General features: G+C 61.4%; 14 protein-coding genes and 1 pseudogene. 2 read left to right on the top strand and 13 right to left on the bottom strand.

Annotated elements, in window-relative coordinates:
- Nucleotides 1–22 precede the first annotated feature (22 nt).
- The 10 genes from AB4P92_RS28285 to gspG form a co-directional block, all read right to left on the bottom strand.
- On the bottom strand, nucleotides 23–12,499 hold the full coding sequence (locus AB4P92_RS28285) for a filamentous haemagglutinin family protein (RefSeq protein WP_395598536.1): 12,477 nt from the start codon (nucleotides 12,497–12,499) through the stop codon (nucleotides 23–25).
- 193 nt (nucleotides 12,500–12,692) lie between these two features.
- Nucleotides 12,693–13,796: a substrate-binding domain-containing protein gene (locus tag AB4P92_RS28280; RefSeq protein WP_395598535.1), complete on the bottom strand. Its 1,104-nt coding sequence runs from the start codon at nucleotides 13,794–13,796 to the stop codon at nucleotides 12,693–12,695.
- Between the two features lie 497 nt (nucleotides 13,797–14,293).
- A complete protein-coding gene (gspF, locus tag AB4P92_RS28275) occupies nucleotides 14,294–15,505 on the bottom strand; it encodes a type II secretion system inner membrane protein GspF (RefSeq protein WP_047301596.1) in 1,212 nt (403 codons plus the stop codon).
- Complete coding sequence (gspE, locus tag AB4P92_RS28270) at nucleotides 15,505–16,911, bottom strand: type II secretion system ATPase GspE (protein ID WP_395598534.1); 1,407 nt, start codon at nucleotides 16,909–16,911, stop codon at nucleotides 15,505–15,507. Before gspE ends, gspF begins: the two co-directional genes overlap by 1 nt.
- A complete protein-coding gene (locus tag AB4P92_RS28265) occupies nucleotides 16,908–17,075 on the bottom strand; it encodes a hypothetical protein (RefSeq protein WP_395598533.1) in 168 nt (55 codons plus the stop codon). The genes gspE and AB4P92_RS28265 overlap by 4 nt, the downstream gene beginning before the upstream one ends.
- Nucleotides 17,072–19,426 (bottom strand): type II secretion system secretin GspD, encoded by a 2,355-nt coding sequence (gene gspD / locus AB4P92_RS28260; protein WP_395598532.1) that lies wholly within the window; start codon nucleotides 19,424–19,426, stop codon nucleotides 17,072–17,074. Before gspD ends, AB4P92_RS28265 begins: the two co-directional genes overlap by 4 nt.
- Nucleotides 19,423–19,971 carry a type II secretion system protein GspM gene (gene gspM, locus AB4P92_RS28255; RefSeq protein WP_395598531.1) on the bottom strand — a complete coding sequence of 183 codons (549 nt, stop codon included), beginning with the start codon at nucleotides 19,969–19,971 and terminating at the stop codon, nucleotides 19,423–19,425. The genes gspD and gspM overlap by 4 nt, the downstream gene beginning before the upstream one ends.
- Nucleotides 19,964–21,142: a type II secretion system protein GspL gene (gene gspL, locus AB4P92_RS28250; protein WP_395598530.1), complete on the bottom strand. Its 1,179-nt coding sequence runs from the start codon at nucleotides 21,140–21,142 to the stop codon at nucleotides 19,964–19,966. The genes gspM and gspL overlap by 8 nt, the downstream gene beginning before the upstream one ends.
- Nucleotides 21,139–22,095 carry a type II secretion system minor pseudopilin GspK gene (gspK, locus tag AB4P92_RS28245; protein ID WP_395598529.1) on the bottom strand — a complete coding sequence of 319 codons (957 nt, stop codon included), beginning with the start codon at nucleotides 22,093–22,095 and terminating at the stop codon, nucleotides 21,139–21,141. Before gspK ends, gspL begins: the two co-directional genes overlap by 4 nt.
- A gap of 8 nt (nucleotides 22,096–22,103) precedes the next feature.
- Nucleotides 22,104–22,562 (bottom strand): type II secretion system major pseudopilin GspG, encoded by a 459-nt coding sequence (gspG, locus tag AB4P92_RS28240; protein WP_042559465.1) that lies wholly within the window; start codon nucleotides 22,560–22,562, stop codon nucleotides 22,104–22,106.
- A gap of 147 nt (nucleotides 22,563–22,709) precedes the next feature.
- Between gspG and gspI the strand changes: the two genes are divergently transcribed.
- The gene (gspI, locus tag AB4P92_RS28235) at nucleotides 22,710–23,084 is read left to right on the top strand and encodes a type II secretion system minor pseudopilin GspI (RefSeq protein ID WP_395598528.1); all 375 of its coding nucleotides are present in this window, start codon (nucleotides 22,710–22,712) and stop codon (nucleotides 23,082–23,084) included.
- A gap of 262 nt (nucleotides 23,085–23,346) precedes the next feature.
- Here gspI and AB4P92_RS28230 read toward each other — a convergent pair.
- Nucleotides 23,347–23,493, bottom strand: a pseudogene (locus tag AB4P92_RS28230) (DUF6124 family protein); the annotation flags it as partial.
- Nucleotides 23,494–23,498: 5 nt separating this feature from the next.
- Entirely contained in the window at nucleotides 23,499–23,957 is a 459-nt protein-coding gene (locus AB4P92_RS28225) for a winged helix-turn-helix transcriptional regulator (protein WP_395598527.1), read from the bottom strand.
- A 95-nt stretch (nucleotides 23,958–24,052) separates the two neighbouring features.
- Between AB4P92_RS28225 and AB4P92_RS28220 the strand changes: the two genes are divergently transcribed.
- Nucleotides 24,053–24,994, top strand: coding sequence for an aromatic alcohol reductase (locus AB4P92_RS28220; RefSeq protein ID WP_395599713.1), 942 nt, complete (start codon nucleotides 24,053–24,055; stop codon nucleotides 24,992–24,994).
- Between the two features lie 176 nt (nucleotides 24,995–25,170).
- Here AB4P92_RS28220 and AB4P92_RS28215 read toward each other — a convergent pair whose 3' ends face one another.
- The gene (locus AB4P92_RS28215) at nucleotides 25,171–25,530 is read right to left on the bottom strand and encodes a DUF6124 family protein (RefSeq protein ID WP_395598526.1); all 360 of its coding nucleotides are present in this window, start codon (nucleotides 25,528–25,530) and stop codon (nucleotides 25,171–25,173) included.
- Nucleotides 25,531–26,143 lie beyond the last annotated feature (613 nt).

Genomic DNA, 26,143 nt, shown 5'->3' with positions numbered 1-26,143 from the left:
AAACGTACTACACGAGAGTCTCTTACAGCGTCAGTTGCCCACGCTCCTCCTCGGTCAACTGCTGTTTCGCCTGTTCATCCAGCGCCCCGGCGCCCAGCACTTGCACCGGACTGTTCGGGTTGTAGCCCGGCGCCGCTGCACGGCTGGCGCCATCGCGGGACGGCGCGAGTTGTTCGCTGCCGAAACTCAGCACCTGCACGGTAAACACCGACGCCTGGTTCTGCCGCGCTGCCGCTTGTTGCTGGCGCGCGACATCTTCAGCGGCTTGCGTCGCGGATGAGGCGGCGGAACTGGCGGAGGTGATTGCCCCGGTGTTGACCGCCGAAACCACCGGCACTCCGGTCGCTTTGCCCTGCACCGAAATGTTTGCCGCGTTGACCACCGTCAGTGCCGCAATGTTGACGTTGCCCGACACACGAATCCCCGCCTCGCCCGCATCAATGGTGCCCAGCGGTGCGATCAGATCGATGTCGCCCGGCGCCACTTCGGCAATCGGGTTGAGCGTGGCAATACCGGCGCCAGTGCTCGGTACCGATGGCGACAAGGTGACGTTGCCCCAGGTGTCGTAAACCCGTTTAGGCGGTGTGTAGACCACAGTGGTTTTCGAGCCGCGACCGGCGTTGATATCGCCCTCGGCCGACCAGCCGAGGATCGAGCCGCCGAACGTGGTCATGATCCGGCTCTGGCCGAGCAAAATGCTGCCCTCCGAATAGAGCTGAATATTGCCCGAACCCTGGGTGATGATCCCCGCTGTGGATGGCGGCGCCGCGCCTTCGATGCCGAACACCTGACCGCCGCCCGGCGTGAGCATCTGGATGTCGCCGCCGAACAGGGTCTTGACCCCCGCGCCGCCGTACATCGTGATGTCGCCGTCATAACGGATTGGGTTACCGGCCACATCGGTGCTCGGGAATAGCGAGGCAATAGCGTTGCGACCGCGCAAATAGCTGCCAGTGCGCGGGCCATCGACGTCGTTGTATTCCAGGCCGCCGGCACGCAATTCAGCGAAGTACACCTGCCGTGCGAAGATCGCCTGTTCCGTGCTCGGCAACGCGGCGAAGAAGGCTTGCGCCTGATCTGCGCTGCCGCTGAAGCCATAACCGAGGGTCAGCCAGCTTTGCAATTCGTCGAGGTAGGTTTTGACCACTTTGCCCGGTTGCCCGTTGAGAGAGGCCTGCGGATCAGCGAGGTTCTGTGCGTTCAGATAGCGCGCGATGAACCGCGAGTAATCCGGCCCTTGCGCACCGACACCGGCCTGCAGCACCACACTGGCACCCGGTCGGCTATCGCCTGCCAGCACCGGCCCGATGCTGGTGATGCTGGCACGGTCCTCCATCAGGATGTTGCGCCCCGCACTGACGTCCAGCACACCAGGGCCTGCGATGTCGAAGTTGCTGTAGAGAATGTCGCGCCCGGCCGAAACCCGTGACACATCGTTGGGCCGGTTGTGGACGAACAGGTTGCCGGTGGATCTGATCTCTTCGCCGTTGTAGCTCAGTACTTCATTCGGTACGGCTGTAGGCTGGCCTAGATAAGTGCCCGAGGCGACGATGTCGCGCCCGGCGAGCATCCACACAGGCCCTGCCGCTTCGTACCAGGTGCGCTGCTGTACGCCGGAGCTAGAGAATGTCAGCGTTTCGCCACTGCGCACCCCTACCAGATCTCCGGTCAACGCGTAAAACCGTGCGGGCCCTTGCACGCCACTCAACCCGGAATAGCTATTGGCACCAAACGCAAATAATGGGTAGCGCGAGTTGCGTTGCGTGGCCACGCCGTCAACGCTGTTATTGGTCATGAGCGGCCTTTGCGCGCTGTTGCTGACGAACCCGTTGAAGGACGGCGCAAATGGCGAAGTCATCGCCGCTGGACTGGCGCCTGATTGATTGATCGCATAACCGCCGGCGTAGATTGAATCGCCTGCCAGCAGTTCCAGCTGACCGGAGGTAGACGGTGCCAGAAGCAACGAGTAGCCCTCCGCCGGCGGTACATTGCCCGTGCCATAAGCGGCCGAGGATCCCGCGTAAATCGAGCCTTGGGCAGCCACGGCACGCAGGATCGACGGATAGACGAAGCGACCGTCAGTGGGTGATGTATTGGATGTGGAAGCCGCCAAATTGTCCGATTCGGCCAACTGCGTGCTGGGTGTGAGGTTGCCTCCCGCCGAGAACAGATCGATCGCGGTGTGATCGGTCCACAGCGAGAAACTGGTCAATCCACCGCCCGCATGGTCCACCCCACTGGCGTCAGTAAAGGCTGTGGAATTTTGCAAGCGCACGCGTCCCGGATCTGCTGCACCGCCCAACACCAGATCACCACGGGTGCTCAGGCGCATCCCCGAGTCTCCCGGAATCAGTACCAGACCGCCGGAGGCACTGCCCAGGGTCGATTTGAACGGATCGTATGCACGGACTTCGCGCGAATCCTGATCCAGGGAAAACGCACCGTAGTGCAGATTGACGCCGCCCACGGCACTGGCACTGATTTGCGCAGCACCACGCAAGTTGATCACCGCGCCTTGCAGATCATGGCGCGGCGTCTGCGTACCGGTACCTCCCGCCCGGGCTTGCAGCGAGGGGTTGAGCGAACCGCCGAGACGCATATCGATATCGCCGCCACCGGTCAGTTGCAGGCTGCCATCGCTGCCCACTCGCCCGGTGCTGCCTACGGCGACGATCAGGCCCTGGCCACGCGGATACAGATTTGTGCGGCCATCACCGACCGGATCAAGCATGCCACCGTCTGCGCCAGCGCGCAGGCTGATGTTACCGCCGCCAAGCGTGCCGAAACCCGTAAAACCCACCAGATACGGCGCGGTACTCCTGCTCGAATCCGCCAACGGCTGACTGGCATAGCTGCCGAAGTTGATCCACCAGGCGGTCGGTATTTCGTCGTTCCCCGTACCCTGACGCCACAGCCAGTTTCCAACGGCAACACTTGGCACCTGTTCACGGGTTTCCATCGCTGTGCTGATCGCACGTCGCCCGAGGACATCACCGGAAACAGAACCACCGGCGCCGATCATGAGGTTGCCGCCCAGTTGCGGATACCAGGCCTGATACAGACTGTCGCTACCGCCATTGACCCATTTTTCGTTATCACTGCCCGCGCTGCCCAGCACCGAACCATCGTCCGACAAACGACCGCGTGGCTGGTTGTAACGCGCGTCAACATCGCTGGATTGGGTACCCGCGGTGTACACGCCGAAAGGTGATGCCATGCTCAGATTGCCAGCGGCCATTACGTCCAGATCAGCGGCGCCGGTTCGCAGCACGCTGAACATTTGGCTATGCGTCGATACCGTGGTGCCGCCGACGTTGGCGATGCAGGATTGAAGATCGATGTCACACCAGAACAAGTCGCCCTCAGCGACCGGCGTGCCAACCGGCATCCCCAACCAGTTGCCCTCCGCCCACAGAAACTTGGCGGGGGCGACACAGACACCAGGAATGGCATCGCACCAAAATATTTCATCTTCTTTTACTACCTCTCCGGCCGGGAAGCCCAGCGCATTATCAACCGCCCAAGTGGTGTCGAGGGTTTTCGTAGTGACGACTACCCCGTAATGCGTGTCCGCAAGACGCAAGTGGCCTTCTGTGGTCAGCGGTTTCACGGTTCGGCTGTCGGCAGCGTCAAGATCCGCACCGGCCACTACGCGCATCGACCACGAGGTGCTGCCTGAAGGCAGCATGCTTGCCACAGCCCAGTTGCGTCCCTGCTGCGTACCGTTCAACGGACGCAGATCGATGAATGGCGTGCCGTCGGCCAGCACCACATCGGTCATCGATGGAATCAGCGAGCCGCGCAGCAACGCCAGCGAACCACTCAACTTCACGCCCGCGAGGATGTTGTCCGCAACGGTGCCTGGCAGCGGCACGCCCTTGGGCCAGAGCATCGCTTGCATCTCGGCGGCTGCGTTCAACCGGGTACCGGCCCCGAGGCGACTGCCTGCGGGCAACGTCACACTTTCGCTGAGCAGAGTACCGGCGGCGTACAACAGATTGCCGCCAGCATCGTGCACCGCTGCGGCCAACACGGTGCCGGCAGTCAGCGTGTAAGACCCGGCGAGAATGCCTTGCGTCGGCAACAGCGTATCGCTGGCCAGCGTCGCGCCTTGTATTGGCAAGTCATAATTGAGGGTCGTACCTGCCGGGAAAAGCGTGCCCTCTGCCAGCGTCACCCCCGCGCCCGGCACGATCAGGTCGCCAGCAAATGGCTGTATGCCCGGGACGAGTTTCCAGCCTGCGTCGTCAACCGTTTCCGGCGGCGGCGCAAAACCGTCGTTGATGCTGCCGTAAATATCCAGATTGCCGCCGGCGCGGATCAACAGACTGCCGGATTCACCCGAACCATAAACAGCGGTTTTTTGCGTGTGCGGATTCAGACTGGCGTAGCGGTAAGCGGACAGGTCCAGATCGCCTTGCACCACCAGATCGCCGTCGGCGGTTTTGCTGGCGATCTCGACGCCCGGGCGCAGATGGAACGCATCGGTATAGGTCGCGTTATTCAATCCGGCCAGTTTGCGTTGCAGCAAATCGGTGTTGTCCAGCGCAGCATTGATGAAGGCCGTGCTGTCGCCATGGATACCATCCAGATAAGCCTGATCGATCACCTGATACGGGCGCCCGCTGACGGAAGCATCGGTGCCGTCAGCTGCATCGGTGTAGCGACGCATGGCGTTAAGGCCGATAGAGCGTGCCCCCTCGATATCCAGCGCACCGCTGGCATCAATGGCGATGTTGCCGACGCCAATTCGCGGGGCAATGAGTTCAAGCGTGCCACGCGGCAGGCCATCGTTTTGTCCTGCAAGAGTGCCCCGCGGCGCATCGGTTCCATGGCGCAAGTCGATGCGTGCGCCAGACGCCAGCGTCAACAGGCCGTCACCTGAATCGAGTTCGACCATGGCGCGGTTCGGTGCATCGATGATTTTGCCGTAGCTGTCGACCCGCAGCACACGACCGTGGGCATCAAGCACGGCAGTGCCGGCCAGGGTCAGGCCGTTATTGCCGGACAGGCGAATGCTGCCGACCCGCTCGCCACTGGCGTCGATCAGTCCGGTCACAGTCAAGCTGCCGTTGTCCACGGAAACGTTGACCTCACCGGCCTTGAGCCCGTCACCGATCTGCAGATCGCCCTGCTTGAGCTGGAAGCTGCGGCTGCCAGACACTTGCCCTGCGTTCAGACGCTGGTTCAGCGAAGCAAACGCTTCGCTCAGATTGCCGCCCAAGTGCTGCGCGCGAATGTCCACGCCGCCAGCCTTGTACGGCACCAGCGTGCCACCGGCATCGTAGTAACCACTGCTGGCGCCGAGGATTTCACCTTGCAGATCGACCACGCCCGCGTCTGCCGCCAGCGCCACGGCGCTGAGGTTGCCGGCCTGATTGTTGCGGGCTGACAGATCAATGCGCGAACCACTGGCCTGACGAATATTGCCACGGCTGCTGTACAACGCCACGTCGCCGCCCCAGCTGTATTTGCTGACATCATTGAAGGGCAAGGTACGTCCGGCCAGGTCCAGCTGCGCGGCGCTGGTCAAGGTCAGATCGTTCTCGGACTTGACCACCAGTTTGCCGCTGGCCAGTGCAATTCGACCGTCGAGCAGCACATTGCGCGCATCCAGGGTCAACTCTGCGCCCAGCGCATCGGCCACGGCCGTGTTGGCGATGCCGCTCAGGGTCAGATTGCCGCCAGCCTTGATGAGGTTGACCGAAGCCGCTTCACCCGTGAGCAGCGGCGTGCGCAGATTGAGGTTGCCGCCACTGTAGACGTAGCCCGAAACCGGGTCGTAGGCGCCCTGCTCCTGATACACCGCAAGGCTGCCCTTGTGATTGGCGGTGATGCGTTCGCTGGCGTTGAGATTGACGTTGGCAAACCCCAGCGCCAGACGATTGTTCTGGTCCAGCCCATTGGGTTGCGGGTTGGGGCCATAGCCGAACTCGATGCGTTGCGCCTCGATGTTCAGAGTGCCTCGGCCCGTGCCCGCACCGCCGCTGGCCACCGCTCCCGGCGCTTGGGTCGCGCCGTTCCAGATCAGGTTGGCCGTGCGAATGGTCGCCACATCGCTGGCCTCACCCATGCCATAAATGGCAGGCGTGGCGAGCACCAGATTCTGCAAGCGACTGACACCGGTCAATGGATCGAGCGTATCGAGGCTGACGTTGCCGAAGAAGTTGAACGAGTCTCGGGTGGTGAGGCTCAGGGTTTCCAGGGCCGGTGCGCCGAACTGCGTGTCGCCGCGCAGCAGGCGATCAAGCACATTCTGATTCAGGGTCAGGCCACTCGGCACGCTACCGGCCGCCGCGAGTGCCTGGGCGCTGCCGGCGTTCACTGCACCGACTGCCAGGGCCAGGTGACGGGTACCGAAGCGAACAGCCTCGTTGAGTTCAAACTGGTTATCGGTGGCGGCGGTAATGCTGCCGCTGGAATAGAGCAGCGTCGGCTGAGTGCACGGCTGCACTGTGCAGCTGCCGATGCGGATGCTGCCGGGCCCATCGATAGGGGTCCCGGCCTTCGGCGCGAGCACGTTGGTCCAGCCGTTGGACACGATCAACAGACTGGCAGCACCCGGCTGATAAATGAAACCGTCGGTGGAGTCGTAAGGCGCCTCGCCTCGGCCGAGCGTGTTGATGCCCGAACCCGCTTCGAGAGTGATACCGCCGTTCGGTGTCGTCGTGCGCAAAAGCACTTCCGGCGCGGATAACATCGCACCATTACGCAAGATGATGTCGGACGATATGCCGACAAATCTGATGAAGTTTCCCGCAGAGCCGTATTCAACCGTCGGCGTCGCGCCGATGCTCAGACGACCGGGATTGAGGCGATTGAGGCTATCGGCATACACCGAAATGCCGCCAAAGCCTGGCGTGCGCGTCTGTCCTTGACCAAGCACTTCCAGTTGCCAACCTGACACGACAGCGGTGCCAGCGACACCGCCTTCACCTGGGGAAAACAATGCCTGCCCCTGGAAATTCATGCCGATATCGTACTTGTCACTGGCGCTCAATTTGAACACCAGTGACCTGGCATCCATCGGTATCAAGGCACGCGGCACGCCGCGACGGGCAGCGTCGCTTTGCACGAATTGGCTGAAGCTGGTTTCGGTGTACTGCGAATAGCGGCGCAGGACATCCGCCGACGTCAGGATCACCTGACTGGCCAGACTGTCGCGCAGACCGCTATTGGCAATCGACATCAGCCCTGAACTCGACCATGACCCATTGCGCATCTTCAGCGCGCCGGTGGTCAGGCCTGGTGTCGCCTGGCCGTTGACTTCAACGCGGAACGCACCCGGTAACAAGGCAAACGTCGAGGGCAGCAAGGTATAGGTGCCGGCGGCCAGGCCCGGAACACCGGCGCCCACGGTAATCTGCTGACCGATACGCGGATCGCTGGCGCCGGCTTCTGCGAGCACTGGTGCGAAGGTACTCTGATTGCCCGGCACGATGGCGTACACCGGATTGCTGCTCAGGCCCGGCAAACTGAAGGTGCCGTCGCTGGCATTGCGCACCAGCGGATTGAAGCGTGCATCGGTAGAGCCCCCGCGCCCGGAGACGAAACCAGCGCCGCGCAGATCGCCACCACCGGACAAGTCGATCAGCGCGCCGCCCTGCACATCGACGAGCCGCCCCGTAAGCACCACGCCATCCAGCTCACCTGCCACCCCGTTCAACACAACCGATTTGCCGTTGTAGCGATAGTCGATGCCGTCGGTCGTACCGCCATAGGGCATGACGAGGCCGGCGCCGCTGACGGAGGTGACACTACCGGGCATCAGACGAAGCTCGTGGGTCTTGCCCAGCGAGTCTTCCCCCAGCTTGATCAACCCCAATGGAGCACGGATAACGCCGCCCTGCTCGATGTTCCCGGCCACCAACAGCAAGCTGCCAAACGCCGAATAAGGCAAGGCCTGCGGCGCCGGGCCATGGCCGCTGATACGCAAAGTGCGCTCCAGGCCCGGTACAGGCGTATAGCCCTGATAGCCGACACGCACATCGGCAGAAACGCCGGTGGCGGGATAAATCTGCGCGGCGCGCAAGTTGAGGTCGCCGGCCGTCCACAAGCGCGAGCTGCGTTCGTTATCCGTTGGCGCGAGGAAACGCATATCGCCACGGCTGTCGAGCGTGACCAGGTCAAAACTACGGCGGCTGACGAAAGTGGCCGGTGCGCCGAGCTGAGCAATCGATCCTTCGGTGCCGAACGACAACGTGTTGTTCAAATCGAGCAGGTCGGCTGTGGCGGTGAATTGGGCACTGGACATTTGCGTGGTCGCGTTAGCCATGACCCGTGGGCGGACGTTGATATCCGAAGGCACATACAGACCCAGTCCCGACAAGCGCATGTAAGGTGCCGCCAGATTGACCCGGGCCGTGTCGCTGGACGACTGCGCCAACGAAATCGAGCCTGCGTACAGGTTCAGGCTCTGGTTCATGCGCAGATCAACGTCGCCATCAAACGTCAGAAAACCATTACTCAACACGCTCAGGTGGTCGAAACCGCCCGACATCAATCGATCTGCGCTCAAGCGAGTTTGACCATAACGCAGTAGCGGCGCACCTTCGCCGGCCTGCAAGTCCAGGGGCAGCAGCGATTCACCCGTTTCCTGGGCAATGATGATTTCGCGGGGAGCGCGCACCTCGGCGCTCGCCAGGTTGGTTGGGTAGAGCGGCGCTTCCTGGGCAATCTCCAGGCGACCGCCCGACTTGCCTGCGCCGCCCGCGGCCGCCTTCAACTGACCGTCGATGAACACACCATTGTAGGAACTCAAGGCAATGCGACCGCCATCGGTGGCGATCTCGGTTGGCCCCAGTCCAGCGATATCCAGAACCGCGCGCGTTCCCGACGCGTCCAGACGTGCGCCGTCACGCACAATCACGTAGGCATCGGCAGACGTTGCAGTGATCTTTTTCGAATCAATCTCGCCACCAATGACGATGCTGCCACCCTTGCCAACCTGACCATAGACCCGACCCAGCCTATCCACCGCAGTGAAGGCGCGTCCCGCAACATCCAGCACTGCGTTCGCGCCAATCCAGATCGAACGGTCGTGGGCATTCGGATCAGCGGTCTGCAGGTTGGTGGCCACGTCCTGCAAACCAAATTGTTGCTGACGGATATCAATCACGCCGCCCCACGCGTTGAGTTCACCGTCGACAGTGATCTGCCCGCCACCACGCACGTTGATGTGTTGACCAGGATCGACGCTGATTCGGGCACCTCGGCCTATGGACAGCGAGCTGTTCTGCGGGTCAATCAGGGCGACAACGCTGGAACCTGCCTGCAGCGACAGATTGGCGCCACCTCGTTGGGTCAAAAAGCCTTTGGTAGGGCTTTCCTGGAACAGGGTGGGCGTCCACAGTTCGAGCGCCGTTCGCGGATCGACACCGCTCGGTTGGCTCGGCGCCGCATCGCCAAAACGGTAGACCGGCATGACGACATCGACTTGTGCGCCGTCAGCGACTTGCAGGCCGTTCAGACCGGTGACGCTGTAAGCGGAAAACCCTCTGGTGAACAGATCAGTTGTCAGTTGCAGGGTGTTATCGGCCAACGCAGCGCCGGGCTCTGCGATCATTACCTTGCCAGACTGAATCGTCAGGCTGCCGCCGCCCGTCACACCGTAGCCACGCACATCGCCATCGAGACGCAATTGTGACGGCGCCGATACGGTAAGCGGGATGGACTCAAGCGTTACATCGCCGCCCTTGCCGCCGCGGGTCTTGCCATTGGCCAACAGAGCGCCACCGGACGACACGTCCACCCGACTGCCGCTTGCCAGGCTGATGTCGCCAGTACTGCGCAGCGACACCACGCCGCCGTTGATGTATGCCAAGCTGTTCACGTCATCGAAATCGGTGCGCTGATTGCTCCACAGACCACGCGCATCCAGTTGTACGCCTTCGGCCACGGTTACACCGACACTCGCCTTCGCCGGTGCCGCCAGTCCCGGTTGGCCCGTCAACACATCACCCAGATTCAGACTGCCGCTACGCGCTACAAGGTTGGCGTTGACCTGCACTTGCGGGGCGAACAGCGTGATGTCGCCGCCCGAATCGACCGTCACCGCCTGATTGACGTCAATGATATTTCTGGCCGAGACCTTCAATGCGCCGAGACCAAAACCATTGATCAGATCGCTGTCGAGAAACAGCTGGCCGGCACGTGCTTGCGCCACCGCATCGGTAAGGCCGGGTACTTCTTGCGCAGCATCGCGGACGCCGCCGATCTGCACCTGATCAAGCATGGGTTCAAGGACATACTGCAAGCCACCGGCAGTCGCTGACCACGCCGGATCATATTGGCCCACGACCAACTGCGCACGGCGAGCCCGTGCAGTCTGGCTCTGTTCATAACCGTCGATGACGGCGCGTGGTGCCTGTGTCTGGCGCTCGCCCTGGAACACCTCGCCGACGATCTGACCTTCGACCAACGCGTTGCGGGTGCCGATCACCAGTTGGCCGGCATCGCGGCCGACGGTATAACCTGATTCCCGACGCGATCTCGGAGCAATCAGTGGATTGTAGAAAACCTGCGTCTGACCCCAACGCTCGCTGGTGTCTTCATATCCTTTGTACAACCCGCTATAGAGCACATCCCCCGGTGCCCGAGAGACCTCATACAAACGCCCGTCGGCGCCACGCAACCAGCTCTGGCGGACCTCGCCGCTCTGCACATCGAGCGTCCCGCCGGACAGGTTGATCAGCGAACCTTTTTCACTGACCACATCGTTACCGGAGAAACCTACGGTGCCGCCCTGAGCCATCCATTCGCCGACGGTGTGACCCTGGGTGCCGAGATAGCCGCCGACTTCCAGTAGGCCGCCGGCCGTGTACCAACGGTCTGTCGCGTAGCCGTTGGTACCGGCCGGCACATACACCAACTCACGCACATCGACCCAGATATCGTTGCTGTTGAGCGCGCCGCCTTCGCGGTTGACCGGCGCATCGCGTTGCTCGTTGCCCTGCACGTTGATCTTGATATTGTTGGCATCCATCGCCACTTTCACGCCCACGGCGCCGGACACATCAATCACCGCACCCTCGCGCACCAGACTGCGGCGGCCCGCTGCTACCGCAACCTGACCGCCGGTAGCCAGCGTGATCGAGCCGTTCTGAAACTCGACGCTGCCGCCGCTGCCGATTTCCACGCGCGACTGGTCACTGCGAATCCGGTTGTTGGCATTGACTGCGCTCAACGCAGCATCGCGCTGGCTGTCGAGGGCGGTAAGGTCGCTGCTGTCGAGCATGATGGCGGTGACGCTGTTCTCGCCGAGCGTCACGCTGCCCGCTGCGTCGGATGCCGGGTTGAGCAAGTGCACGGAGCCACGGGTCGCTACCGAGGTGCTCGACAGCAGCACACCGTTCTGTACCACTTCATGCCCTGTCAGGGTGATGTCACCGGTCGCCGCTTGAATCAAGCCGTTGTTGCTGACCTTGCCGGCAACCGCGCCGGTCTTGAAGCCCGGTATGACTTCGTTGCCGAAGGTGGTGGACAGCGCATTGCCTTCGGTACCCGAACCTTTACGGATAAAGAAACGATCACCGGCACCGAGCACTGTCTGGCCCTTGTTGGTGCTGATACTGCCGTCGTTCTGCACTTCATTGCCCAACAGCAAGACGTAGCCGCCGGCGTCGGTGGAGATCGCCGGTTTATGGGTCTGGATGGCCGCACCGCGCTCCACCAGCACCTTGCCGGCGGCATCAGTGAAGGTCGGCTGGCTGGCGCTGCTGTCAAAGTACAGACCCCGTTCACGGAACTGGATGTCGGTGATATTGGCCGCAGCGGCCACCAGGTTACGCACGTTGACCTGACTGTTGCCGCTGAAGACGATACCGTTGCGGTTGATCAGCATCACTGTGCCGTCGCCCTTGATCTGGCCCTGGATCTGACTGGCGCGTGCGCCTGGATCGTTGACCCGATTGAGCACCGCCCAGTCTGCTTGCTGGGCGAATTCGACCGTAGTGTTGCGCCCGACGTTGAAGGTTTCCCAGTTGAGAATCGCCTTGTCCGCCGTCTGCTCGATCTTCACGTTGGTCTTGCCATCGGCTTGCGTCTGCTGCGGGCCTTTGGCGTTCTGCCAGCCTTGCGCGAGGCTGTTATCGACCTTCAAGCCACCCTCACCGAGACCGTCCGGCACGAACTGCACCGAGCCCAACGCCGCCGCTCGGCCAGCCGCCTGCGCCGCCTGCTGGGCGGCAATCGCCGCCACAGTGTTGTTGAGGGTCTGCAACGAGCGCTGCAATTGCTGATTGGCCCTTTGCTGCTGGGCCAGTGGCGGGGTCGTCCCCGGCAAGCCACCAGTACTCGGTCGCGCAGCCGCCGCTTGTTGTGCGGCACCCTTGGCGGCGAACCAGCTGGAATTGAATGCCGTTTGCGCCTGCGCACTGCCCGCCACCAGACACAACGCCACCGCGTGCGCCAGTGGCTTGAGCAGCCACAGCGCCGGATCGGCGACCTCACGCTTGAGAATCTGGGCACGGGTACTGCGACGGGATGGGCGAGCGAGCATCACTACGAGATCCTTTTTGGTTGCCACACAAAGCTGCAGGCCAGCAAAAACCTGCTGTTACGACATAGGCAGTTGGCGAGGGGCGCGACCGAACGGATGTCACACAAACTTCATGATCGGGGTGTAATTGCGCGGCAAAAAAAATGGCAGCCCCAAGGGACTGCCATTCCTGTTGCGGCTTATAAGGTGATGCTTACAAAGGACGACCAACAGTGTTGCAGACGCTGGCGTTGTTGATGTCCAGGTTGTTGCCGGTGGTGTTGGTGATGAAGTTGGCAGTTACAGCGTTTTTCCAGTTGGTTGGAACCGGAATGAAACCGTGAGCGGCAGTGGCCACGGCGTTACCCGGAGTGCTGTAGTGCTGGGTCAGGAACGCTTTGACGTCAGCGGCCACGGCTGCGTCCTTGTAGCACTGGCCGAAGATGAAGTTGGTGTAAGCAGCCATTGCATAACCGCTGGACGGGTTGGCAACCACAGGGGACCACTGCGCCGGGTTGGCCGCGTTGGTTGGCAGTGGAGCCGAAGCCAGAGCAGTGTTGACGTTGGCGCTGGTTGGCTGAACACCGTTGATACGGGCAACCACAGCGTTGCTCGAAGCGTTGACACCGTCCGGACCGACATAACCGATGGAACCGTCAACCGCGTTGACTGCCGGGGCTACGTCAGCGGTATTGGCCACGCCTACCCAGTTCGCCGGCACAGCGGAACCTGCTGGCAGACGTGCGTTGGTGAAGGTGGTGTTGACCGCGAACTTGGTCGGGCAGATCGAGTTCAGGTGACGGCTGAGGATTTCGGTGGTGCCGCTGGAAGCGGTGCGATAAACAACGCGGATCGCGGTGGTGTCGGAGGTACCCAACAGCGCGCCCCAGGTAGTCTTGGTGCCCGACAAGGCATCACACAGTTGAGCGCTGGTCAGGTTGAGGGTGGTGTTGCCGGCCTTTTTGTAAGGGATGGCAACCGAAGTGGCAACCGATGGCAGTTGAATCAGCGGACCAAACGAAGTGCCGAAGTTGGTGTTGTAGGTGCTGACTTCCGTGCCGCTGAGGATCGAGTCGCTACCGGCGAAATGCACAGTACCAGTGGTGCTGAACTGTGCAGCGTTGTTGGTCAGGAAAGCACTTTTGCCGATGCCGCTACCGGTTACGGCGTAGCTGAAGTTGGCAGGCAGGATGCTGTTGGCAGAACCTTTGTACAGAGCGGCAGGCAGTGAAGCGCCACCACCGGTTACGGCCATGGCCTGGGCGGATGCCAGAGCGGCGACGGTCAGTGAGGCTGCGATCAGAGTGCGCTTGAACATGAAGAATCTCCTTTTCAACGGGGGTTGTGAACACAGGGTTTCAGATTGCTTGCATGACACTGGGAAAACTCACCGGGCCCTCGCGAGCGTTGGCCGTGGTTAAGTCGCACTGAGAAATTCGCAGTTTCCGGTGACAGATAAAGGAAAAAACCTCGGGAGCTGCGAGGTGATTTTCGTCAAGGTTTCTCGGGTGTTTGCGCAGGTCGAAGGTGTGTCTGGATCAAGTGTTTCGCGCAATCGGGCTGGAGCCGTTGAAGAGCCGTTGCAGATGACAGAAAGGAGAACCCGAGGATGGCGGGGGTGGGGCTCGGGTGGTAGGCAGACCGGTGAACGTTATTTGAGAAATTTGTCGGCTGGAATGGCCCTTTCGCGAGCAGGCTCGCTCCCACAGGTTTGAGTGTTGTGGGGCAGATTGCATTAACAACACAAATCCCTGTGGGAGCTGGCTTGCCAGCGATGGGGCCAACCCAGACACCATCAAAACATCAGATACACCACTACTGAACCAACTGATTGATCTCGATGATCGGCAGCAACACCGCCATCACAATCACCAACACCACCCCACCCATCACCACAATCATAAGCGGCTCCAGCAACGCCGTCATGCCCATCGCCCGGCGTTCAATATCTCGGGACAGGGTTTGCGCCGCGCGCTCCAGCATCGGTGGCAGCGAGCCGGTTTTCTCGCCACTGGCGATCAAATGAATCAGCACAGGCGGGAACACATTTTCGACCCGCAGCGCCGCGGCGAGGTTGACGCCCTCGCGCACCTTGGCCGTGGCATCGCTGACACTCAGGCTCAAACGGTCGTTGGACAAGGTCTGGCGCGCCGCTTCCAAGGCTCTTAATAACGGCACGCCCGCGCCGCCGAGAATCGCCAGGGTCGAGGCAAAACGCGCGGTGTTCAGGCCCAGAATAAAACGACCAATCAACGGCAATTTCAGCACCCGGTGATGCCAGCTCAAACGCGCCGCCGGGTTGCGCAAATACAAACGCCAACTCCAGAACGCCCCGGCCATGACCGCTGCACACAACCAGCCCCACGCACGAATGAAATCACTGGCCGTCAGCATCGCCAGCGTCAGCCCCGGCAGATCCTGGCGCGCCTGGGAAAACGCGCTGACCACCTGCGGCACCACGTAACTGAGCAGGAAAATCACAATGCCGATCGACACCAGCCCGACCACGCCGGGGTAGATGAACGCGGTGAGAATCTTGCCGCGCAGGTTGTTGCGCTCCTCGATGTAGTCGGCGAGTCGCTCCATCACCTGCGCCAGATCCCCGGACTCCTCGCCCGCCGCGATCAATGCGCGGTAGATCTCGGGAAAGTCCCGCGGCCGCGACGCCAGGGATTCGGCCAGACGCATGCCGCTGCGCACATCGGCACGCACCGCGCTCAGCGTGTGGGCGATGTGCTTTTTCTCGGCCTGCTCGACCGTGGCACTCAACGCGGCCTCCAGCGGCAGGCTGGCGCCGAGCAGGCTCGACAGTTGCCGCGTGGCCCACGCCAGGTCGTTATCCGACAACCGCGCACTGAACAATCCACCGCCGCCATGCTGGGCGACATTGCTCTCCTTGTGCACTGCCAACGCAGTCAAACCGCGCGCGCGTAATGCGCTGAACGCGGCAGTCTGGCTGTCGGCCTCCAGGTGCCCCGATTCGATCTTGCCAGTGGCATCGGCGGCTTCAAAACGATAACGATTCATCAGGCGTCCCGTGTCACGCGCAAGATTTCTTCAGGCGCGGTGGCGCCGCTGCGAATCCAGCGTTCACCGTCCTCACGCAGGCTGAACATGCCGGCCTTGTTGGCCGCCGCACGCAAGGCCTGCTCCCCTGCCCCTTGGTGAATCAGCGTGCGGATGTCGTCGTCGATACAGAACAACTCGTGGATGCCGGTGCGGCCGCTGTAACCGGTCTGATTACAGTTTGCGCACCCGACCGGGCGCCAAGTGCCGGGCGCGGTAGGGTCTTCTTCCTTGCATTGATTGCACAGCCGTCGTACCAGTCGCTGCGCCAAAACCCCGAGCATTGAAGACGCCAGCAGAAACGGCTCGACGCCCATGTCGATCAAGCGGTTGACCGCCGACACCGCGTCGTTGGTGTGCAATGTCGCCAGCACCAGGTGACCGGTGAGCGACGCCTGCACGGCGATTTGTGCGGTTTCCAGATCACGGATTTCGCCAATCATGATGATGTCCGGGTCTTGCCGCAAAATCGCCCGCAGTGCCAGGGCAAAGGTCATGTCGATCTTGGCGTTGACCTGAATCTGACTGATGCCCGGCAGGTCGTATTCCACCGGGTCCTCCACGGTAAGGATGTTGCTGGTGCTCGCATCCAGCCGCGCCAGCGCCGCATAAAGGCTGGTGGTTTTGCCGCTGCCGGTGGGGCCGGTGACCAGCACGATGCCGTGGGGTTGGCGGATCAGGTGATCAAGCTTGGCCAACACCTGCGCGTCCATGCCAAGGGTTTCGAGGTGCAGACGCCCGGCCTGCTTGTCGAGCAGACGCATCACCACTCGCTCGCCGTGGCCGGTGGGCACCGTGGAAACACGAATATCGATCGGCCGTCCCGCCACGCGCAAAGCGATGCGGCCGTCCTGCGGCAGACGTTTTTCCGCGATGTCGAGCTGGGCCATGATCTTGATCCGCGACACCAGCGCACCGTGCAGCGCCTTGCGCGGCGAGACCACGTCACGCAGCGTACCGTCGACGCGATAGCGCACCACCGAATGGGTTTCGAACGGTTCGATGTGAATGTCGCTGGCCTCATCCCGCGCCGCTTGTGTGAGCAAGGCGTTGATCATGCGGATCACCGGCGCGCCGTCCTGGGTGTCGAGCAGGTCAGTGATTTCCGGCATGTCCTGCATGAGGCGATCGAGATCGACCTCGTTTTCTGCGGCACCCACCACGGCTGCGGCACTGCCGGTATCGGCGTAGGCAGCGGCGAGCAAGCCATCGAGTTCGTCATCGCGCACGCGCTGTATCGTGGTCGCGCCAAACTGCCGCCGCGCTTCACTGATCGACCAGCCCGGCGTCGATGGACACACCGTCAGTACCCCGTCGCGCAACAAAATGCGCTGAGCCTTGGCCCAGGCGTAAGGCAACGCACTCATCGCCCACCCTCCCCAACGCGAATGATCTCCCCCATGGCAATACGATTCCCTGTAGGAGCTGCCGAAGGCTGCGATCTTTTGATCTTGATTTTTTCAATGCTGCCAAAGAGCAGGATCAAAAGATCGCAGCCTTCGGCAGCTCCTACAGGGGATAGTGTTTTCATTGCAGGGGCACCGCTTTAATGGTTGCCCTCGGACCTGGGGCCGGCACGCCTTGCGCAGTTGCAGGCAATTGCGGCGCCTGCATGTCCGGCATTGCCCAACTGCGCTCCGGCTGCAAACCGCCCTGCGCGCGGCGCATGAAATCGTAACGATTGAGGGTGATGCTGCGCCCCGCTTCGCTGTCGCGGATGATGTACGGGCGCAGGAACACCATCAGGTTGGTCTTGGTGATCGCCCGGCGCTCGTTGCGAAACAACGCGCCGAGTCCGGGGATGGTCGACAGCCAAGGCACGGCTTCATTGCTCTGGCTGTAGCCGTCCTGCAGCAAGCCGCCAAGCACCATGATCTGGCCGTCGTCGAGCAAAATACTGGTGTCGATTGCACGCTTGTTGGTGACGATGCCCGTCGATGTCGGGCTGTTGGAGGCGCGTTCGTCGATGCTGCTGACTTCCTGATAAATGTCGAGCTTGACCGTGCCGCCCTCGGAAATTTGCGGGCGCACGTTGAGCTTCAGCCCCACCTCTTCACGGGTTACGGTCTGGAATGGGTTGTTGCTGGTCCCCCCGCCCCCGGTAACGTAACTGCCGCTGACAAACGGAATGGTCTGGCCGACAAAGATGCTCGCCGCTTCGTTGTCCAGGGTCAGCAGGTTCGGCGTCGACAGCACGTTGGTGCCGCCCTTGCTCTTCAAGGCGCGGGCCAGCACTTTCAGATCAAGAATCTTGCCGATGCCGGGGATGTCCACGGTGCCGTTGACGTAGCCGAGGTTCAAACCCTGCGGAAGCACATCGAGGCTGGTCTTGCCGCTGAGGTTGATCCCCGAGCCGCCCAGGTTCGCCCCGCCGATCACGCCTTTACCGCCCAGATCGCCAGTCTGCCATTGCACGCCGAATTCGCTGGCATCGTCCTCGCCGACTTCGACGATCAGGCTTTCGATCACCACTTGCGCACGCCGCTGGTCGAGCAGGTCGATGACTTCACGCAGACTGCGATACAACGGCTCCGGCGCGGAAATCAGCAAGGTGTTGGTGGTCGCGTCAGCCTGGATCGTCACGCCGCCAGCGCTGAAAGCGACGTTCTGCTCGCTGGCCTGCGCACCGCCATTGCCACTGGTACCGCCACTGCCCTGCGCGTAACTGCCGCCAGTGCTACCAGTTGAAGTGGTCGACGTGGTGCCGCTGGTTTGCGTGCTGCTCTGGCCGTTTTGCCCGCCGGAGCTGCCGCTATTGCTACCCATTGCACTGAGTACCGAACGCGCACTGTCGCTGGTGCCGCTGTCGCTTTCTCCGGTGAGCAAACCGCGCAGTGCCTGGGCCAGTTTTGCCGCTTGGGCGTTGCGCAGATAAACCACATGCAGGTTGCTCGGATTGCTCTGCGCGTTGTCGAGTTTGTAGATCAGGTTACGCGCCAGCTCGGTGCGCTCCGGGCTGCCGGCGCGGATGATGATGGTGTTGGAACGCGGATCGCCAATCACCGCGATTTTCTGCGTCGGGTCATTGCCCGGCGCGTCGAGCAGGTCCGCAACCATCGGCGCGATGTCGGCGGCGATGCCGTTCTCGATCTGCACCACATCGGTGTCGATGGCGCTCGGCGTATCGATGCCGGCGATCAATTGTGCGACGCGGGTCAGGTTCTCGGCGTAATCGGTGACGACGATGGTGTTGTTGCCGGGGTAAGCGTTGATCGGATTGTTCGGCGACACAATCGGGCGCAGCACCGGAATCAGGTTCACCGCGTTCTCGTATTGCAGGCGAAAGGTGCGGGTGAGCATGCCGTTGCCAACGGGTTTGTCGGCGCTGTAGATCGGCCCCCCGAGCAGCTTCGCATCGGCCTCCGGAACCACTTGCGCAACACCGCCCACATCGACCACGGCAAAGCCCTGCATGCGCAACGCCGACAGCAACATGTCGTACGCCTGACGCGCCGGCACCTGACCTTCCGAGACCAGCGTCAAGTTGCCCTTGACCCGCGGATCGACCAGAAACTGCTGCCCGGTTGACCGCGACAACGCGCGCACCACCGCTTGAATATCCGCCTCGACGAAATTCAGCGTCACCGGTTGATCGCCCAGTGGATTGCTCGGCAACGCAGTGCCGCGTGCAGCACCACCGCCACGGCTGCGCTCGGTGATGTTGTGCAACTGCTTCGGCGCAGGCCTGGCTTGCGCCTGCATGCGTTCACGGTCGAGCACCGCGTCGCCACTGCGCTGAGTGTTGGCCAGCGGCCGGCCGAGTTCGCTGTCGACCAGCAACGGTGGCTGATCTTTCTGTGTGGACGTGTTGCTGCACGCGCTCAATGCCATCAGCAGCAGCGGCAACGCCATGCGCGTCGGTTTGGATCCTGACCCCATCATGAAGCTTCCTTAGCGCCAAGCGCCTGATCCATGCGAACGGTGCCTGACAAAGTGCCGGCAGTGACTTCAGTCGTGGCCGCGTCTGCGCGTTGCAAACGGGCCTCGACCACTTGCAGAGAAAGTTGTGCCGGATGGCTCAGCAGCCAGTCGAGCACCGCGTCGGCCGGCGCGACGTCGAAGGTCAACTGCCATGAACCGGTATCCGCCACCTGTAATTGATAATGTCCGGCCAGACCGCTCGCCTGCAGGGACTGCTCCAGCGACTGGCCGAGACTTTGACCGTCCGGACGCACGCTGACGTCGCGCAGCACCACCTCCAGCGCTTGCGTCTGAGCGCGCAACTTCGGTGTTTCGCTTTGCCAGTAAGTGATTTTCTTCAGCGGTGGCTGGATCAGCGCGACCCAGACCAGCAGACCGATCACCGCAATTGCCATACCGCCGACCATGCGTTTTTCGCGCAACGCCAACGGCTGCCAACGTGCCTGCAACTGACTGTTGAAGCGCTGCCAGCGTGCGCGGTAAATCGCCAGCGATGCCTTATTCATCTTCTGCCTCGCTGCTGTTGTCTGCGCTTTCGTCAGTGGTCGCTTCGCTGGCCGGGCGCAATGCCCAGCCGTCGTCATCGGCAGTCACGCTGATGCCGGCCTGCGCCAGTGTGGTTTGCCAGTCCTTGTCGTTGCCGGTGCGACGAGCGTCTGCGATCAGACCGAGTTGCAGCGTCCCGTCGACAAACGTCAGACGCTCAACGCTGCCAGCCATGAACGGAATGCCCGTCGCGGCCTGCAGCACCAGTCGATTGAAATTCTGCGAGGGATCGTCCGCTGCACCTTTGTGCCGCGCCGCCAATTGCTGGCGGGCCTGTTGCAGCGGATTGAGGATCACCGGCAACTCCGGAAACGCCTGCTTCACGCGCTGATTCATTTGGCTTTTGAGCTGCTGCCCCTGACTGGCTTCGCGCGCCGCATAGAGGTTGAGCCCAACCACCCACACCGCCACGGCCAACGCCGAAAACCCGATCGCCCGGCCCCAGCCGCGATGTTCAGTGCCTTGTTGTTGCAGCGCACCGTGCAGACCCCAGCCTGGCAACGGCCCGGTCCAGCGCTGCGCCTTGGCCATCGGCAGATCGGCACCGGGCGGCGCAGCGGCGCCGATCCAGTGCAACTGCGCGCCCGGTTGCCACAACGCGTGGTCGACGCCTTCATCGAACAGCGGCTGTACCTGCGCGGTCTGCACGCTTTCGCGCAGCAGCAAGTGACCGTCCTGCACGCAAGCGACGGTGCCCGGCAGCACCGGCAAGCTGTAGGCCGCCGGGTACAGACCGCGCAGATTCAAACCGGTTTGCTTGAGCATCTGGCCGAGTCGCTGCAAGGACTGCCGCGGCACCCACGCGATCTGCACCCGCCCCGCTGCGTCACGCGGACTGTGGGCAATGTGCATCTCGCTGCTGGCGCCGAGCATCAAGGCTTGCGCCGCACATTGCACCGCTGCGGCGGTCTTGTTGGCCGGCAACGGCGGTAAATCGATACTCGCCAACAGGCTGTCCGCCGGGTGCAGAAAACCCATCAGCGGCGGCTGTTTCGGCATCTGACTCAACTGCTTCAGGCTACGGCGCTCTTCGCGGCTGACCTGGCCCTGACGATCCAGCCAGGCGCAGTTCAATTCACTGTCGAGGTCAAGATCCACCAAGGGCGGCAGGGCAATTCTCAGCTGATTCATGCACCCACCCGCGACCAGATCACCTGCGGCAGACGATCCTGGCTGCGATGCAGCAACGCATCCAGACTGACCCGCCGCTGCTCGCGACGCGCTTCACCGCGCAGTCGAAACCAGTCGCTGGTGATGCCGACCTTGACGCTGGTGAGTTCCAGACTCGGCATGCGCAAACGGTTGACGAAATCGCCCCGGTTGATGAACCAGCGCCCGGCGTCACGTTCATTGATCAACGCCTGCGCACGCTCCAGCGACAGGCCCGGCACATACGCGGCCAACACCGGCGCGGTGGCGGTGTTGCCGTTGATCCAGGTCGTCGCGGGAATTACCGTCAGGTACGGTGCAAGCTTGCTGATGACGGCGTCGTTAACTCCCTCGACGCTGCGCAAGTCTTCGAGGTTACGCAGCATCGGCAGTTTCGGATTCTCAGGCTTTCGCGAAGCGTTGGGTGATGTGGCGCGACCACTGTCGAAGGTGTTCGTGTTGTTGGCGATCTGCGGATTCAACAGTCGCGGGTAGGACGCGATCACGCGCTGACTGATGCGCTGACTCAAACCGGCGCTGATCCCGATCAATTCGCACAAGCGCCCAAACGCCTGAATCTGCGCCTCATCAACACGCTCATTGGCCACCAGATTGCGCAGGTTGAACTTGCCCTGCTCGTCCTCCAGCCGCCCCTCAAAACCCTGCGCAACAAGCCGTTGCGCCCACGGCTGATCGAGCCGGGTCAACGGATCGCGCTGGCGAGCGTCCCACAACAACTGGCGGCTGATCTCCAAACCGCCCTGCACCACCCAGCGCCCCTGCACACGATGCTGATCGGCCTCCAGCGCACGGGTCGCAACGCTTTGGCGGGTCAACATGCCGGCAGCAATCACCGCCACCACGGCAGCAATCAGCAACGCACTGATAATCGCCATGCCTTGTTGCTTCGCCAGATCCGGCGAACGTCTGTTCATGGCCGGCCTTACAGCTGCCAGGAACCAATGTCGGCATTCACGCCGTCGCCGTCAGGCTGCCCGTCGGCACCGAGCGAGAAGATGTCGATTTCACCGTTGGCACCGGGATTGAGGTACTGATACGGACGGCCCCACGGATCGTTGGGCAAGCGCTCAAGGTACGAACGCCAGTTACTGTTCTTCGCATCCGCCGGGCGCTCCACCAGCACTTTCAAACCCTGGTTCATGCTCGGATAAGTGCCGTGGTCGAGGCGATACAGCTTGAGCGCCTGCATCAAACCGCCAATGTCCTGCTTCGCCGCCGTCGCCCGCGCCTGATCCGGGCGATCAAGCACTTTAGGCACCACCATCGCCGCGAGAATCCCGAGAATCACCACAACCACCATGATCTCGATCAGGGTAAAACCCTGCTGCCCACGTGGCATACGCGGCGACTGCTTAAGCGGTTTGAACTGTGCGATATCCATCTCGACATTCCTTGGCTTGATTCGATTCGACGCGCAGTGTTGCAAGAAGATATGTCAGGGATGTTGAAAATCCTCGGGAGTTTTCGTCGTCAAGCCGTCAAGGACGGGGGTTAGCGTCGAGGGCTGTGTTTTCGCTTTGAGCCCTCCATGCGTACGCCTTCCCGAGAAAGCGGATTTACCCTGATCGAAGTGCTGGTGGCGCTGGCGATTATTGCCGTGGCGATGTCGGCGGCTGTGCGCGTGGCGGGGTTGATGACGCAGAGCAATGGGGTGTTGCGGGATCGATCGATTGCGCTGATTGCGGGGCAGAGTCGGATCGCGGAGTTGCGGTTGGAAGGTCGGTTACCGGTGGGGATGAAGGCCGTTGAATGTGATCAGGGGCGGCTGTTGCTGCGGTGTGAGCAGGTGATTGGTGCGGCGCAGAATGGGCGGTTGCTCAAGGTCGGGATTCAAGTATTTGACCGCAACCAGGACGCGCCACCACTGGCAAAACTCGAAACCCTACTCGCCCACCCCCTGTAGGAACTGCCGCAGGCTGCGATCTTTTGATCTTGTTTTTCAGGATCAAAATCAAAAGATCGCAGCCTTCGGCAGCTCCTACACAGATATCTCAGGCAGCAGAAGCAGCACATATGCCATCACCATCACTGCCAGCCCAGCTCTCAAAGATTTCACAGCCAGACACAACATCCCTGACCAACCCAAAACCCTGTGGGAGCGGGCTTACCCGCGAAGGCGCCAGGACGGACACCCAATCAATCACCAGGTGATACCGATACGCGCATCACCCCGGCAATTGCAAATTATCCAACGCCCGATTCACCGCCAGCTCCCCGAGCATGATCAACTGCGCAATCCCCAACAACGCCCGACACCGCAACACCGACACCATAATCGCGACGTCCTGCGCAATGGTCCAAACCGAACCAACTCTACTCAATCCACCCCTTCTGAATCGCCCAGCCCCACCACCGGAATTTGCCACGAAGGCTTTTTCCCACTCTGGCTATCAAACGCACGACGCGCCTCGCGAAAATCCTCGACGTGTTCCACCACCCACGTCCAAATGGGCGACATACGGACCAATAGCTCCATACCCAAAGGCGTCAGCTCGTACTCGACATGGGGCGGCACTTGATCCAACTCTCGCCGTATCAGCAGACCATCGCGTTCCAGCGCACGGAGCGTTTTGGTCAACATGCGCTGAGTCACGCCCGTCATCTGCCGTTTGATCTCGGCATGACGCATCGTGCCGTACACACCGAGAGCATGCAGAATCCCCAGTGACCAGCGGCTACCGGCGTGAGCCAGGACCTCGCGCCGCACGCCATCATCGTCTCGTCTTAGCGTCTGGCAGATCGCTTCTGCCTGGCTAAGGGTTTCCTCATCGGTCATTTGTCCCCCTGGTATCACGCGTGTGCCTTCTTCTGAGCGCTGCCCAATCGTGCCAGCATCACCAAATCATACAGACGACGGATTCAGGAGACACCATGACCGAATCGACCCACCCTTCCCCCCAATCCATTCTCGTACTTGGCGCCGGCGAACTCGGCCTGCCGGTTCTGCGCAATCTTGCGCGGGTAGCAAGGCACTCGCCCGGCAGCACCATCAGCGTCCTGCTCAGGGATTCGACCATCAACACGCAAATCCCTGAGAAAAAGCGCGAAATCGATGAACTGCGCGGCCTGGGCATTCAGCTAGTCGCCGCAGACCTGGTTAACGATTCCATCGATCAACTGGCCGAAGTGTTCGCAGCATTCGACACCGTCATAGGCTGCGCAGGCATGGTCGCGGGTCGGGAAACGCCGATGAAACTGGCAACAGCCGCGCTCAGGTCCGGCGTGAAGCGCTACTTCCCCTGGCAGTTTGGCGTCGATTTCGAAGTGATTGGCCGGGGCAGCCCGCAGGATTTGTTCGATGCGCAACTCGACGTGCGCGAGTTGCTACGCGCCCAGGACAAAACCGAATGGGTGATCATCTCGACCGGCATGTTCACGAGCTTTCTGTTCGAGCCGGTATTTGAGGTCGTCGATTTTGAGAACGACACCGTCAACGCCTTGGGCAGCCTCGAAACCAGCGTGACGCTCACAACACCGGAGGACATCGGCAAGCTGACAGCAGAAATCGTTTTCTTCGAACCGCGCTTTCGCAATGAGATCGTGTACCTGTCTGGCGACACGGTGACGTATGGGCAGGTGGCGAGCCTGCTTGAACGTGTGCTGGGGCGTCCGTTCACGCGGAACGTCTGGACGGTGCCGCACCTGATGCAGGAACTGGAAAAAGACCCCACTCACCACATCAAAAAATACCGCGCCGTATTTGCCCAAGGCAGAGGCGTGTCGTGGCCTAAAGCGGGGACTTTCAACGAGCAGCAGTCGATTCAGGTCACCACGGCGGAACAGTGGGCTCGGGACAACCTGGCAGTCGATTGAAGTAAAGAAAGCACCCCGCTCGCAGGTACAGAAACGCGTACATCGTCTCGGTATTTATCGCGGCTGAAGAGCCAGCGCACTCCCACCTTGAAACACGCTCAAAGGTGGGAGCGAGCCTGCTCGCGAAGGCGCCAGAGCTCACACCTGATCAATCACCAAGTGCCCCGAAACCCGCATCACTCCGGCAACTGCAAGTTATCCAACGCCCGATTCACCGCCAACTCCCCGAGCATGATCAACTGCGCAATCCCCAATAACGCCCGACGCTGCGACGCCGGCAACAGACTGGCGACGTTCTGCGCGATGGTTTGCGCCGAAGCGAGTGTTTCACTGGCATCGATCAGCAGTTCTTCGTTTTTGTTGTCTGCGGTTACCGCGTACATCCCACGGGTTTTGCGTGGCGGCGGCGTGGAACCGGGTGGGCAGAGGTAATGGTCCAGGGCGCGGTCAGCGGCTTCGTGGAGTTTTTTTGAGTCGAGGGATTCGTAGGGGGAAACCGGATCGGTTTCGGGCGGGTTGAGTGTTGGTTTGATCATGAGTGAATCTCCAAATCATAGAAAAGGAGCCATCATCTTTCGCTACCAAACGAAGGGGTGGTGGCCATACGAAGGTTGGTAGACCGGTGACTTGGAAAACCGGCGCGCCCGAAGACGCCCTGCGCATGGCCACCATAAATACACAGCCCCAAAAAGGCCTGTATCGGGTGACGCTATGCGCCAAGTCTAAGCCGGGCTACCAAACCCGATCGCTGATTCGTCAGCGACCGGACCACAATAAAACCCACCCCCAAAGCGCACAAGCCGGCGGATTCTGGCGTAGCTGTAGGCAAAGGCGCAAGGATGTGTAGCCTGAGAGAGTATCTTGACATGTCGTTTTAAACATTGGCGTTTATAGAAGTCTCATTGCACCAATTCTCCATTAAAACAGAACCTTAGCCTTCTCTCCTGACCCCGAGCGATTCCCTTCGCACTACCGATGCTTAGCTGAAACGTCAAGGCAGACGCGATATCAGCAATAGAGAGCTTCTTGCTACTCGCTTGATTGAGCATCGGGATTTTGAACTCTTCCGAGGAACGCGGGGTGGCGACGAGCCACCCATTTCTCCCCATCCATAAGACATGCGGGTGTCTACGACATTCGGAGCTATTC

It is taken from the genome of Pseudomonas sp. A0308 (assembly GCF_044218815.1).
GTDB lineage: Bacteria > Pseudomonadota > Gammaproteobacteria > Pseudomonadales > Pseudomonadaceae > Aquipseudomonas > Aquipseudomonas iridis.
Note: the sequence above shows the minus strand (reverse complement) of the source record. Positions and strands in the feature narration are given on the sequence as shown.

Coding starts and splice junctions, on each gene's coding strand:
- AB4P92_RS28225 (WP_395598527.1), bottom strand. CDS start 23,957: ATGACCGATGAGGAAACCCTTAGCCAGGCAGAAGCGATCTGCCAGACG.
- gspG (WP_042559465.1), bottom strand. CDS start 22,562: ATGGATATCGCACAGTTCAAACCGCTTAAGCAGTCGCCGCGTATGCCA.
- gspE (WP_395598534.1), bottom strand. CDS start 16,911: ATGAGTGCGTTGCCTTACGCCTGGGCCAAGGCTCAGCGCATTTTGTTG.
- AB4P92_RS28280 (WP_395598535.1), bottom strand. CDS start 13,796: ATGTTCAAGCGCACTCTGATCGCAGCCTCACTGACCGTCGCCGCTCTG.
- gspM (WP_395598531.1), bottom strand. CDS start 19,971: ATGAATAAGGCATCGCTGGCGATTTACCGCGCACGCTGGCAGCGCTTC.
- gspL (WP_395598530.1), bottom strand. CDS start 21,142: ATGAATCAGCTGAGAATTGCCCTGCCGCCCTTGGTGGATCTTGACCTC.
- AB4P92_RS28285 (WP_395598536.1), bottom strand. CDS start 12,499: ATGCTCGCTCGCCCATCCCGTCGCAGTACCCGTGCCCAGATTCTCAAG.
- gspF (WP_047301596.1), bottom strand. CDS start 15,505: ATGAATCGTTATCGTTTTGAAGCCGCCGATGCCACTGGCAAGATCGAA.
- AB4P92_RS28215 (WP_395598526.1), bottom strand. CDS start 25,530: ATGATCAAACCAACACTCAACCCGCCCGAAACCGATCCGGTTTCCCCC.
- gspD (WP_395598532.1), bottom strand. CDS start 19,426: ATGATGGGGTCAGGATCCAAACCGACGCGCATGGCGTTGCCGCTGCTG.
- AB4P92_RS28265 (WP_395598533.1), bottom strand. CDS start 17,075: ATGAAAACACTATCCCCTGTAGGAGCTGCCGAAGGCTGCGATCTTTTG.
- gspI (WP_395598528.1), top strand. CDS start 22,710: ATGCGTACGCCTTCCCGAGAAAGCGGATTTACCCTGATCGAAGTGCTG.
- AB4P92_RS28220 (WP_395599713.1), top strand. CDS start 24,053: ATGACCGAATCGACCCACCCTTCCCCCCAATCCATTCTCGTACTTGGC.
- gspK (WP_395598529.1), bottom strand. CDS start 22,095: ATGAACAGACGTTCGCCGGATCTGGCGAAGCAACAAGGCATGGCGATT.